Annotated in this window: 9 protein-coding genes; 8 read left to right on the top strand and 1 reads right to left on the bottom strand. The window is 73.1% G+C overall.

All coding sequences use genetic code 11. The features are described from left to right. The 6 genes from ACIQVL_RS37085 to ACIQVL_RS37060 all read left to right on the top strand — a co-directional run. A partial coding sequence (locus tag ACIQVL_RS37085) for an alpha-glucosidase C-terminal domain-containing protein (RefSeq protein ID WP_403477530.1) occupies positions 1–516 on the top strand: 516 nt, incomplete at its 5' end. 31 nt (positions 517–547) lie between these two features. Next, positions 548–1,903 (top strand): maltokinase, encoded by a 1,356-nt coding sequence (locus ACIQVL_RS37080; RefSeq protein ID WP_403477529.1) that lies wholly within the window; start codon positions 548–550, stop codon positions 1,901–1,903. Positions 1,904–1,907: 4 nt separating this feature from the next. Beyond that, entirely contained in the window at positions 1,908–4,136 is a 2,229-nt protein-coding gene (gene glgB, locus ACIQVL_RS37075; RefSeq protein WP_403477528.1) for a 1,4-alpha-glucan branching enzyme, read from the top strand. 105 nt (positions 4,137–4,241) lie between these two features. Further along, positions 4,242–5,330 carry a glutamate--cysteine ligase gene (locus ACIQVL_RS37070; protein ID WP_403437653.1) on the top strand — a complete coding sequence of 363 codons (1,089 nt, stop codon included), beginning with the start codon at positions 4,242–4,244 and terminating at the stop codon, positions 5,328–5,330. A gap of 141 nt (positions 5,331–5,471) precedes the next feature. After that, on the top strand, positions 5,472–7,385 hold the full coding sequence (locus tag ACIQVL_RS37065; RefSeq protein ID WP_403437638.1) for an AMP-dependent synthetase/ligase: 1,914 nt from the start codon (positions 5,472–5,474) through the stop codon (positions 7,383–7,385). Positions 7,386–7,481: 96 nt separating this feature from the next. After that, positions 7,482–7,916: an ATP-binding protein gene (locus tag ACIQVL_RS37060; protein ID WP_403437636.1), complete on the top strand. Its 435-nt coding sequence runs from the start codon at positions 7,482–7,484 to the stop codon at positions 7,914–7,916. A gap of 26 nt (positions 7,917–7,942) precedes the next feature. Here the strand turns inward: ACIQVL_RS37060 and ACIQVL_RS37055 are convergent, their stop codons facing one another. Next, positions 7,943–8,752: a methyltransferase domain-containing protein gene (locus ACIQVL_RS37055; protein WP_403437635.1), complete on the bottom strand. Its 810-nt coding sequence runs from the start codon at positions 8,750–8,752 to the stop codon at positions 7,943–7,945. 257 nt (positions 8,753–9,009) lie between these two features. Between ACIQVL_RS37055 and ACIQVL_RS37050 the strand changes: the two genes are divergently transcribed. Both ACIQVL_RS37050 and ACIQVL_RS37045 read left to right on the top strand, forming a co-directional pair. Continuing rightward, the gene (locus ACIQVL_RS37050) at positions 9,010–10,386 is read left to right on the top strand and encodes an NAD(P)/FAD-dependent oxidoreductase (RefSeq protein ID WP_403437634.1); all 1,377 of its coding nucleotides are present in this window, start codon (positions 9,010–9,012) and stop codon (positions 10,384–10,386) included. A 16-nt stretch (positions 10,387–10,402) separates the two neighbouring features. After that, positions 10,403–12,652, top strand: a complete 2,250-nt coding sequence (locus ACIQVL_RS37045) for an FUSC family protein (RefSeq protein ID WP_403477527.1) — start codon at positions 10,403–10,405, stop codon at positions 12,650–12,652. Positions 12,653–12,655: the final 3 nt, after the last annotated feature.

The following is a 12,655-nucleotide window of genomic DNA, read 5'->3' as shown; positions in this document are numbered from 1 at the left end:
GACAACATCTGGCTCGGCGACCGCGACGCCGTCCGCACCCCCATGCAGTGGACCCCCGACCGCAACGCCGGCTTCTCCTCCTGCGACCCCGGACGCCTCTACCTCCCCACGATCATGGACCCCGTCTACGGCTACCAGGTCACCAACGTCGAGGCCTCCATGTCCTCGCCGTCCTCCCTGCTGCACTGGACCCGCCGCATGATCGAGATCCGCAAGCAGAATCCTGCCTTCGGACTGGGGTCCTACACCGAACTGCAGTCCTCCAACCCGGCGGTGATCGCGTTCCTGCGGGAGTACGAGGACGACCTCGTGCTGTGCGTGCACAACTTCTCCCGCTTCGCCCAGCCCACCGAGCTCGATCTGCGGGCCTACGACGGCCGGCACCCGGTCGAGCTGATCGGCGGGGTGCGGTTCCCCGCCATCGGTGAACTGCCGTATCTGCTGACCCTCGCGGGGCACGGCTTCTACTGGTTCCGGCTCTCCCGAGTCGCCTCCCGCATCGGCCGCCGGCGCTGAACGTGCGGAGCCGAGGAAAGGACGCGTCACCATGACGAAGACCATTGACCCGCCCCGGAGCACGACGGCCGGGCTCGACCGGCCACTGGTCTCGCTGGGCGGGCTGCTGCGCGACTGGCTGCCGCGGCAGCGCTGGTTCGCGGGCAAGGACCGGCCCGTCACCGAACTGTCCGTGCTGTCCATGACCGAACTCTTCCCCGGCTGCCTGCACCTGCTGGTCCACGCCGACCACTCCCCCCACGGCGGCACCACCCCGTCCGGTGACTGCTACCAGCTCCTGCTCGGCGTCCGCGAACACCGCGCGCCCAGGCTGGAGCGGGCCTACATAGGCCGGGCCGAGGAGGGTTCGCTGGCCGGACTCGCGGTCTACGACGCCCTGCACGACCCACGCGCCGCCGAACTGCTCCTGGAACGGCTGCGGATACCCGGCACGGCCGGCCCGCTGTGCTTCGAGACCGCCCCGCAGGCCCGGATACCCGGCGGACTCGCGCCGCGGCTGCTGGACGCCGAGCAGTCCAACTCCTCCCTGGTGTACGGCGACTCCTACATCCTGAAGGTGTTCCGGCGGATACAGCCCGGCGTCAACCCGGACCTGGAAGTCCCCGGCGCGCTGGCCGCGCAGGGCTGCGCCCGGGTGCCGGCGCCGGTGGCCTGGTTCCGCACCACCGAGCCGAGCCCGGCGACCCTCGGGGTGCTGCAGCCCTTCCTGCCGGGCGCTGCCGACGGCTGGACGCTGGCCCTGCGCGCGCTCGCGGCCGGGGACGACTTCACCACCGAGGCGCACGAGCTGGGGCGGGCCACCGCGGACGTGCATCTCGCGCTCGCCGCCGCCTTCCCGGCCGCCGTCCACGACGAACACAGCCGCACGGCCGAGGCGATGTCGGCGCGGCTGGCCGAGGCCGCGGACGCGGTGCCGGCACTGCGGCCGTTCGTCCCCGGGCTGCGCGGCGCCTTCGAGGCGCTCGCCACCTGTGACGCGGGGCCGCTCGCCCAGCGGATCCACGGCGATCTCCATCTCGGGCAGGTGCTGCGGGCGGACCGGGAATGGTTCGTCATCGACTTCGAGGGCGAGCCGTCCCGGCCCCTCGCCGAGCGGCGCAGCACCCAGTCGCCGGTGCGGGACGTCGCCGGGATGCTGCGCTCCTTCGACTACGCGGCCCGTCAGCGCCGTCCCTGGCGCCCGGAGTGGGCCCGCCGCTGCCGGGAGGCCTACTGCGCGGGTTACGCTGCCCGGGCCGGCTGGGACCCGCGCAAGAAGCACGCACTGCTGCGCGCCCACGAGACGGACCGCGCGGTGTACGAGGTGGTGTACGAAGCCCGGCACCGGCCGGCCTGGCTTCCGGTTCCGATGGCCGCGATCGAGCGGCTCGCCCGCTGGAGAGGCTGACGTCATGGCACTGCGCGACTCCTCGCTCCCGGAGCCCTCCGGACCCTCCCGGCCCACGGCCCCGCCCCTGGACGCCGCCGACCGCGGGCGGCTGCTCGCGGGCAGCCACCACGATCCGCACGCGCTGCTCGGCGCCCGCCCGGTGGACGGCGGCACCCTCTTCCGCGCCCTGCGCCCGCACGCCCGCGCCGTGAGCGTACTGGCCGACGGGGTGCGCAGCCCCCTGGTGCCGGAGGACGACGGGCTCTTCGCGGCGGTGCTGCCCTACGCCGAGGTCCCGTCGTACACCCTGCTCGTCGAGTATGAGGAGGGGGAGGCGGAGGGCGGCGAGACCGGGGAGCACGAGGTCCACGACCCGTACCGCTTCCCGCCCGCGCTCGGTGAGTTCGACCTGCACCTGATCCGGGAGGGGCGGCACGAGCAGCTGTGGAAGGCGCTCGGTGCCGAGCCGATGACCCATGACGGGGTGGCCGGCACCCGGTTCACGGTGTGGGCGCCGAACGCCCAGGGGGTGCGGGTGGCCGGGGACTTCACGTGCTGGGACGGCACGCAGTTCCCGATGCGTTCGCTGGGCGCGGCCGGGGTGTGGGAGCTGTTCCTGCCGGGGGTGGGCGAGGGTGCCCGGTACAAGTTCGAGATCACCTCCCGGTACGGCGGCCGGTTCCTCAAGGCGGACCCGATGGCCCGGCGCACGGAGGTGCCGCCCGCGACCGCCTCGATCGTGACGGCGTCCCGGTACGAGTGGGGCGACGCGGAGTGGATGGCGCACCGCGGCGACACCCCCGTCCACGAGGCGCCGTTCTCGGTCTACGAGGTGCACCTGGCGTCCTGGCGCCCCGGCCTGACCTACCGGCAGCTGGCCGAGGAACTGCCCGCCTACGTCGGCGACCTGGGCTTCACGCACGTCGAGTTCATGCCGGTCGCCGAGCACCCCTTCGGCGGCTCCTGGGGCTACCAGGTCACCGGCTTCTACGCGCCGACCTCCCGGCTCGGCACCCCCGACGACCTCAGGTTCCTGGTCGACGCGCTGCACCGGGCCGGCATCGGCGTGATCATGGACTGGGTGCCCGCCCACTTCCCCAAGGACGACTGGGCGCTGGCCCGCTTCGACGGGGACCCGCTGTACGAGCCCGGGGACGAGCGGCGGGCCGAGCATCCGGACTGGGGGACCTACGAGTTCGACCTCGGCCGGGTGGAGGTGCGCAACTTCCTCGTCGCCAACGCCGTGTACTGGTGCGAGGAGTTCCACGTCGACGGGCTGCGGGTGGACGCGGTCGCCTCGATGCTCTACCTGGACTACTCGCGGGACTCCGGGCAGTGGACGCCGAACGTGTTCGGCGGGCGCGAGGACCTGGACGCGGTGGCGTTCCTGCAGGAGATGAACGCGACCGTGTACCGGCGGGCGCCCGGGGTGGTGACCATCGCCGAGGAGTCCACCGCGTGGGACGGGGTGACCCGGCCGACCGACGGCGGCGGGCTGGGCTTCGGGCTGAAGTGGAACATGGGCTGGATGCACGACTCGCTGCAGTACATCGAGCACGAGCCGGTGCACCGGAAGTACCACCACCACGAGATGACCTTCTCGATGGTCTACGCGTACAGCGAGAACTACGTGCTGCCCATCTCCCACGACGAGGTCGTGCACGGGAAGCGGTCGCTCGTCTCGAAGATGCCGGGCGACTGGTGGCAGCAGCGGGCCAACCACCGTGCGTATCTGGCCTTCATGTGGGCCCATCCGGGCAAGCAACTGCTCTTCATGGGGCAGGAGTTCGCCCAGGGCGGCGAGTGGTCCCACGCCGACGGCCCGGACTGGTGGCTGCTCGACCCGCAGTACGGGGCCGCGGCCGATCACCGGGGTGTCCAAGATCTGGTCCGCGATCTCAACTCCGGGTACCGCACGCACCCCGCGCTGTGGCAGCGGGACACCGATCCGGCGGGTTTCCAGTGGGTCCTGGGGGACGCGGCCGAGGACAACGTCTTCGCCTTCCTGAGGTTCGATGCCGAGGCCCGGCCACTGCTGGCGGTCTCCAACCTCTCCCCCGTGGTCCGTCCCGGCTACCGGCTGGGCGTGCCCAAGGGGACGCCCGTCTGGCAGGAGATCCTCAACACCGACAGCGCCCGGTACGGCGGCGGGGACGTCGTCAGCCGGGGGCCGCTGCTCGCCGACGACCAGGTTCTGCGGCTCACGCTGCCCCCGCTGGGCACGGTGTGGCTGGAGCCCGTCGCCCCGTAGCCCGCCGAGGACTCCGGCACGTGTTTCCGCGGCCGGGTCCGGGCAGTCCGGGATGAAAGACCCGCCGCGCCCGGTCGCGGCCCGGCCGGAGGGCGGTTCCCCGTGCTGCGTACCGTCGGAGTGGAGGAAGAACTTCTGCTGGTCCACCCGGACAGCGGGGAGCCGATGCCCCGGTCGGCCGCCGTCGTCGACCGGGCCGCCCTGGACGATCCCGGGCAGGCCGTGTTCCAGACCGAACTGTTCGGGCAGATGCTGGAGCTCGCGACCAGTCCGCAGCGGGACATGGCGGAGCTCGGCGCCGAGATCGTCGGCTGCCGCAAGGAGGCGGGCCGGCTGGCCGGCGAGATCGGCTGCGCGGTCGCGGCGCTCGCCACCTGCCCGCTGCCGGTCGACCCGGCGCTCACCCGGCAGGACCGCTACCACTGGATGGCCGGGCGGTACGGGGCCGCCATGGTGGACTGGTTCGTCTGCGGCTGCCATGTGCACGTGTCGGTGGAGTCCGACGAGGAGGGCGTCGCCGTCCTCGACCGGATCCGGCCCTGGCTTCCGGTGCTGCGCGCGCTCAGCGTCAACTCGCCGTTCTGGCAGGGCCGGGACTCCGGTTACGCCAGCTTCCGCAGCCGGCTGTGGGCGCGCGGCCCGTCGGCGGGGCCGACCGAACTGTTCGGCTCGCCCGAGCGGTACCGGCGGCGGGTCGCGGACATGGTGGCCAGCGGGGTCATCCTCGATGCGGGGATGGTGTACTTCGACGCCCGCCTGTCCACGCGCTATCCGACGGTGGAGGTCCGGGTGGCCGACGTCTGCCTGCGTGCGGACACCACCGTCCTCGTCGCCACGCTGATCCGCGCGCTGGTGGAGACCGCCGCGCGTGACTGGCGGGCCGGGCGGCCGCCGCTCGACCTCAGTGTGAGCATGCTCCGGCTGGCTTCCTGGCAGGCCGCCCGCCTCGGTCTGGAGCAGGATCTCCTCGACCCCGTGACCATGCGACCGCGGCCCGCCGTCGAGGTGGTGCGCGCGCTGCTCGCGCACACCGCGCAGGCGCTCGCCGACAGCGGTGACACGGTCGGCGCCGAGGAGGCCGTCGCACAGTTGCTGCACAGGGGCACCGGCGCCCGCGAGCAACGGTCGTTCCTGGAGCGCACCGGGAGTCTGCGGGACGTCGTCGTGGAGTGCGTGCGCCGCACCCAGGGCTGAACTCCGGGGCTGAGCTTTGTCATCGGGTGGAAACGAGTTGACCGTTCCCGACACGAGCCGCACTCGCCTGGGCTAGATTCGACCCGCGTCGACAACAGTACCGATCGGGAGGGTAACCCTCCGTACATCCAGGAGCAGCGCATGCGCGACTACGCCCTCGCTCCGACGACCGCTTCGACCCTGACCGGCGGGCTCGCCGACAGCGTCTTCGAGACGGCGGACCGGAACCCCACCCTGCCGGTGCTGGCGCGCCGGCCCGAGGGCGCCGCCGCGGGCTGGGAGGAGGTCACCGCGGTCGAACTGCGGGACGAGGTGGTCGACCTGGCCAAGGGGCTGATCGCGTCGGGGATCTCGCCCGGTCAGCGGGTGGCCGTGATGGCGCGGACCCGTTACGAGTGGACGGTGCTGGGCCTCGCGCTGTGGTCGGTGGGGGCGGAGATCGTCCCGATCCACCCGACGTCCTCCCGGGACCAGGTCGAGTGGATCCTGCGGGACGCCCGCTGTGTGGCCGTCGCGGTCGAGGACGAGCAGGCGGTGATGACCGTCGGCACGGTGTGCGAGGGGCTGCCCGGACTCAAGCACGTGTGGCAGCTGGACGCGGGGGCGCTGCCCGAGCTGGTGCAGAAGGGCAGGTTCGTGCCGCTGACCACGGTGGAGTCGCTGCGCCGGATCGTGATGCCCGACTCGACGGCGGCCATCACCTACACCTCGGGCACCTCGGGCCGTCCGCTGGGCTGCGCGCTGAGCCACCGCGGGCTCGCCTACCCGTGCGACACCCTGCTGGCGGGCTGGGGGCACACCGCGGCGCGCCCCGGCGAGCAGGCCTCCGTGCTGGCCTTCCTGCCGTTCTCGCACGTGTACGGCCTGATGATCATGGTGATCTGTCTGCGCGGCGGGATCCTGATGGGCCACGAGCCGGAGATGACCGAGGCCGCGCTGGCCACGGCGCTGGCCACGTTCCGGCCGACCTATCTGTACGCCGTGCCGTCGGTGCTGGAGAAGCTGTACAAGACGTTCCTGCGCACCTCCCAGCAGCACGGCCGGGGCGCCCTGTTCGAGCGGGCCGCGGAGACCGCGCGGGACTTCGCGGCGGCCACGGAGCGGCAGCGGCTGGGCACCGGGGCGGGCCCGGGTTTCGACCTGCGGCTGCAGCACGCCCTGTACGAGCGGACGGTGTACCGCAAGCTGCGGGGGGCACTCGGCGGACGGGTGCTGCGGGCCACGTCCGGCGGCTCCTCGCTCAGCCGTGAGCTCACCCTGTTCTACGAGGGCATCGGCATGTTCGTCCACGACGGTTACGGCCTCACCGAGTCCAGCGGCGGGATCACCATGCAGCCGCTGGGCCGGGAGAAGTCGGGCACGGTCGGCCAGGCCCTGCCGGGCACCCAGATCCAGGTGGCCGAGGACGGCGAGATCCTGGTCCGCGGTCCGTCGGTGTTCCAGGGGTACGTCGGCGACGGCTACGCGACCCGGGCCGCGCTGCGCGGCGGCTGGCTGGCCACCGGGGACATCGGGCGGCTGGACTCCGAGGGCTATCTGACCATCACGGGCCGCAAGAAGGACATCATCATCACGAGCAGCGGCAAGAGCGTGGCCCCGGCCCCGCTGGAGCAGCGGCTGCGGATGCACCCGCTGGTGCACCAGGCGGTGGTCGTCGGGGACGACCGGCCCTGTGTGGGCGCGCTGATCACCCTGGACCCGGACTTCCTCGCGCACTGGCGGGGGGCGCTGGCGCTGCCGGGCGACTCGCCCGGGCGCGAGGCGCGCGAGGAGAACGCGCTGCGCGAGGAGATCGCCCGCGCCATCGCGTCCGCCAACAGCGTGGTGTCCCGTGCCGAGTCGATCCGGGTCTACCGGGTGCTCCAGGAGCCGTTCGCCCCCGGCAACGGCATGCTGACGCCGTCGATGAAGCTGCGCCGGGACGCCATAGCGCGCCACTACGCGGCCGAGATCGACGCCATGTACCAGGCCCGCTCGCAGGCGGTACGCCGGCCCGGCCGCCCGGGGCGGCCGGAACCGGCCGACTGGGACGACTCGGACAACGTGTTCCGGTGAGCCGATCACGCGTATCCGGTGCCATGGTGGGAACTCGCCGCGAAGGAGAAGCGACCAGCGCGACGAGGGCACTCTTCCGGGACTGAGAGAGACGAGATGGGGACCGGACCGCAGCGGGACGACAGACCATCCGCGCAGGAGACCGACGGCTGCACGGTCCCCTTCCCGGGTCGGCTGAGCGATGTGACCGGTGCCCGGCTCGCCGCCGACGGCTACCTGACCGGTCTCGCCCGCACCTCGCCGCCCACGCATCCGGACTGCTGGAACGACATCCTGCTGGTCGTGACGGAGCTGGCCGCCAACGTCGTCCAGTACGCGCCGGGCCCCTTCGAACTGCGGATGCGCCGCACGTACGACGGGGTCCACGTCACGATGCACGACTCCAGCCGGGTCCGGCCCGAGCCGCGGCCCTTCCACCCGGACGGGGGCGGGGGCGGCGTCGGCTGGCATCTGCTGCACACGCTGTGCGACCAGGTCAGCGTGGTCGTCACCGCGGAGGGCAAGGACGTCCACGCCTTTCTGCCCTGGTGAGCGGGCCCGGTAGGGGGCGGGTGCGGTCACCCGGGCCGGTGCGCGACCACCCCGAACATGGTCACCGACATGTGCACCGCGCCCCGCTCGGCCGCCTCGGCGAGATCGGCGTACAGGGCGTCCCGCTGTTCCCCGGTGACGGCGCCGGTGCGCACGGCCGCCTCGGCGAGCATGCGGATCAGCGGCCAGGCGACCGAGTCGTGGTCCTGGAGCAGGGCCTGCGAGCCGCGGTCGTCCACCACGAACCCGGCCGCGCTCAGCTGGCCGACCAGGCGGCGCCCGGAGTACGGGTTGGCGCCGTTGAGTGCGGCCGCGGTCAGGGCGCGGACCACCGCCGGGTCGCCGGGGTGCAGGAGGGTGGTCCCCCAGTCGGTGTCGAGCAGGGCGACCCGGCCGCCGGGGCGCAGCACCCGGGCCATCTCGGCGATCGCCCGGTCGGGCTCGTGGAGGTGCTGGAGGACCCGCTCGCACCACACGACGTCCATCGAGCCGTCCGGCACGGGCAGCGCCTCCGCCTCGCCCTGCAGGAAGCGGGCCCTGCTGTCGGCGGACCGCTCCTCGGCGACCGCGCGCAGACTCGGGTTGACCTCCACGCCGACGGCGACACCGTCCGGGCCGAGGGCGGCGGCCAGGGCCCGGGTCTGCGAGCCGGTGCCGGAGCCGACGTCGAGGAGCCGCTCGCCGGGCCGCACCGCCAGTGCCTCCTCGGCCCACACCCGCAGCCGCCGCACGCCCGGGTTGGCGTCCTGGGAGTCCAGGGCGGCCACCAGCGGGGTGATGCGGTCGGGGTCGATGTGCCGCTTCTGGAAGCCCGTTCCGGGCTGGGTCTGCGCCATGGCGGGCACTCTACTGGCGTATGTGATCGCCGTGGGACGGCCTTTGACCGGACGGCAGTCCGGCGTATATCTGTGCGACAGCCGGTTTCTCCCGGTGATCCAGGGGCATGCTGGAGCCCACGCGTTCGTCTGCCTGCTCCGCCCGGCTGGCGGAACGGCGTCGGGCACGGTGGGATCGATGTGGTGCGAAGCAAGCGTTCCCGGGCACCCGGACGGCGTCGAGCCGGACAGCCTGGAGCAGCGGAAAGGGAAACACCGTGACACGACCCAGGATCCTGGTGGTGGGCGCAGGCTTCGCCGGAGTGGGGTGCGTGCGCCGCCTGGAGCGGAAACTCTCCCCCGACGAGGCCGACGTCACCCTGGTCTCGCCGACCTCCTACCAGCTCTATCTGCCCCTGCTGCCACAGGTCGCCTCGGGCGTGCTGACGCCCCAGTCGATCGCCGTCTCGCTGCGCCGCAGCAGGAGGTACCGCACCCGGATCCTCCCCGGCGGTGCGATCGGCGTGGACCTCAAGTCCAAGGTGTGCGTCGTCCGCACCATAACCGACCAGCTCGTCAACGAGCGGTACGACTACATCGTGCTGGCCCCGGGCAGTGTCACCCGCACCTTCGACATCCCCGGCCTGACCGAGCACGCGTTCGGCATGAAGACCCTCGCCGAGGCCGCCTACATCCGCGACCACGTCATCGCCCAGCTCGATCTCGCCGACGCCAGCGACGACCCGGCCGAACGCGCCGCGCGGCTGCAGTTCGTGGTGGTCGGCGGCGGGTACGCGGGCACCGAGACCGCGGCCTGTCTGCAGAAGCTCACGCACGCCGCGCTGCACCGCTACCCGAACCTGGACCCGAAGCTGATCAGGTGGCACCTGATCGACATCGCCCCGAAGCTGATGCCGGAGCTCGGCGACAAGCTCGGCCGCAGCGCGCAGGAGGTGCTGCGCCGCCGCGGCGTGGACGTCTCGCTGGGGGTGTCGATCGAGAAGGCGGGTGCCGAGGAGGTCACCTTCACCGACGGCCGGGTGGTGCCCACCCACACACTGATCTGGACGGCCGGGGTGGTCGCCAGCCCGCTGATCGCCACCATGGGCGCGGAGACGGTCCGCGGACGGCTCGCGGTGACCGCCGAGATGACCCTGCCCGGCCACGACGGGGTGTTCGCGCTCGGTGACGCGGCGGCCGTACCGGACAAGGCGAAGGACGAGCCGGGCGCGGTCTGCCCGCCGACCGCGCAGCACGCCATGCGGCAGGGCAAGGTGGTCGCCGACAACGTCATCGCGGCGCTGCGGGGCCGGGCGCTCCGCCCGTACGTGCACAAGGACCTGGGGCTCGTGGTGGACCTCGGCGGCAAGGACGCGGTCTCCAAGCCGCTCGGCATCGAGCTGCGCGGACTGCCCGCCCAGGCGGTGGCCCGCGGCTACCACTGGTCGGCGCTGCGCACCAACGTGGCCAAGACCCGGGTCGCGACCAACTGGCTGCTGAACGCGCTGGCCGGCGACGACTTCGTGCGCACGGGCTTCCAGTCCCGCAAGCCCGCCCGGCTCAAGGACTTCGAGTACACGGACACCTATCTGACGCCCGAGCAGGTGCGGGCGCGCGCCGAGGGACCCGAGGACCCCGGCAGTTCGCCGGCGTGACGCAGAGCGCGGCGGAGTGAGCACGGCGGGGCGGTCGGCGTGGGCGGAGCTGCGGGGGCGGCTCGCGGCGGCCGACCCCGGGCTGCTCCGGTTCACCGCCGGGCTGCGCACCGTCACGTCGATCGCGCTGACGCTCGCCGTGCTGGCGGCGCTACGGACCGGCGTGACCCATCTGGTCGCCGGGGCCATCACGGCGATGGTGGCCACCTTCGCGATCCGGGAGAAGGGGCGGCCGGAGCAGGCCGTCACGCTCGCGCTGGGTCTGCCGGTGGCGCTCGCCTCGATGTCGCTGGGCGCGTTGCTCAACGCGCGCGTGGTGACGGGCGACCTGTTCTTCGTGGCGCTCATCTTCTGTGCGGTCTACAGCCGCCGCTTCGGCGACCGGGGCACGGCGCTGGGGCTGATCGGCTTCCAGATGTACTTCGCCTCGCTGTTCGTGCACGCGACCGTGTCCGCGCTGCCCGGCCTGTACCTCACGATCACGGTGGCGTTCGGCTGCGCCGCCGTGGCGCGTTTCGTGCTGGTCCGGGAGACCGCCGCGGGCATCCTGGACCGGCTGCGGCGCGCCTTCCGCGCCCGACTCGCCCAACTGGTGGCCGCACAGGCCGAGTTGCTCGACGCCGGACCGGAGGAGCTGGACCGGGCGGTGGAGGAGGTCCGGGTCAGGACCGCCCGGCTGCACGAGACGGCCCTGCTGATCCAGGGGCGGCTCACGGACGGCACCTCCGACGAGGCGGTGGCGAGGCTGGTGCAGCGCCGGATCGCGGACGCGGAGATCGCCGCCGAGCGGCTCGGGCTGCTGCTGCTCACCGCCCGCGGCACCGAGCGGGCGGACACGCTCACCCTGCATCTGCCGGGCGCCCCGCTGCCGTCGGCCGTCGGGGAGCCGGTGCGGGACGAGGCGATGGAGCGGCTGCGGCTCGATCTGGAGGCGCTGCGACTGCTGGTGCTGCGGCCGGGCGGCCCCGGGAAGGGCACCGCGTTGGCCCGGCTGCGCAACCGGCTGCTCGGCTACCGCGAGGGGGAGAACCTGCCGGACGCCTCCCCCGCCGTCCAGGACGTCTTCCGGGGCATCGGCGAGGCCGGGCGGGCGGTGCTGGGGCTGCGGATCGCCCTGGACGGGCCGCAGGACGAGTCCGACGACACCCCGGCCACCTCCCGGTCCCGGGAGGAGCTGGACGCGGAGGACGCGTCCATCGAGGGCGTCGAGGAGGGCGAGCGGGAGACGGCGGAGGCGACCGGGCTGCGCCGGCCCACCACGCGGGCGGCGGTGCAGGTGGCGGTCGGCTCGTCGCTGGCCGTCGTGGGCGGCGAGTTCCTGTCCGCCCAGCGCTGGTACTGGGCGGTACTGACCTGCTGGATCGTGTTCCTCAACACCGCGTCCACCGGCGAGATCCTGGTGAAGGGCTACCGGCGGCTGCTCGGCACGGTACTCGGCGTGGTGGCGGGCATCCTGCTCGCGGGACTGGTCGGGCACCACACCTGGACGGCGTTCGGGCTGGTGCTGCTCTTCATCTTCGCGATGTTCTACTCGGCGCCGATCTCCTACACCCTGATGTCGTTCTTCGTGACGGCGATGCTGGGTCTGCTGTACACACTGCTCAACACCTACAGCCTGGACGTCCTGGTGCTGCGGGTGGCGGAGACGGCGCTCGGTGCGGTGTGCGGGGTGATCGCGGCCGCGGTCGTGCTGCCGGTGCACACCGACCGCCGTACCGACGACCTGCTCGTGACGACCCTGGACCGGCTGGCCGACGTCACCCGGGCCGCCGCCGACCAGCTGGCCGGGGCACCACCGGTCGACCTGGTGGAGAAGGCCCGTGACCTGGACCAGGCGCTGGCCGATCTGGCCGCGGCCGTCCAGCCGCTGACCCATCCGATCACCCCGTTGCGCTCCCGCCGGGACACCGCCCGCTACGTGGTGGCGCTCCTGGAGACCTGTGCCTACCACGCGCGGTCGCTGGCGGCCACGGCGGAGTTGCTGCCCACCCATCCGGCGATCGCGGCGGATCCCCGGCTGCGCGGGGCGGGACGGCGGATCGTGCACAACATCGGGGCGATCGCCGCCCATGTCACCGACGACGGGTCGGACGCGGGCATCGAGACCGGCCCCAGCATCGCCTCGATGCTGGCACCGGGCACGCTCGGCGCCCCGCGCTACGGCAGGGTGACCGACCGCGTGCTGCGCCATCTGCAGCGCCTGGACGAGTCGGTGACGGGCCTGGCCCGCCCCCTGGGCGTCCCCGTCCGGCGGCCCGCCCCCTGACGC

The organism is Streptomyces sp. NPDC090499, assembly GCF_044769305.1.
GTDB lineage: Bacteria > Actinomycetota > Actinomycetes > Streptomycetales > Streptomycetaceae > Streptomyces.
This window is presented reverse-complemented; position numbering and strand designations above follow the sequence as displayed.

What these genes read in the sequence shown, in the direction of transcription:
- ACIQVL_RS37080 (WP_403477529.1), top strand. Translation starts at nt 548, where the DNA reads ATGACGAAGACCATTGACCCGCCCCGGAGCACGACGGCCGGGCTCGAC.
- glgB (WP_403477528.1), top strand. Translation starts at nt 1,908, where the DNA reads ATGGCACTGCGCGACTCCTCGCTCCCGGAGCCCTCCGGACCCTCCCGG.
- ACIQVL_RS37065 (WP_403437638.1), top strand. Translation starts at nt 5,472, where the DNA reads ATGCGCGACTACGCCCTCGCTCCGACGACCGCTTCGACCCTGACCGGC.
- ACIQVL_RS37060 (WP_403437636.1), top strand. Translation starts at nt 7,482, where the DNA reads ATGGGGACCGGACCGCAGCGGGACGACAGACCATCCGCGCAGGAGACC.
- ACIQVL_RS37055 (WP_403437635.1), bottom strand. Translation starts at nt 8,752, where the DNA reads ATGGCGCAGACCCAGCCCGGAACGGGCTTCCAGAAGCGGCACATCGAC.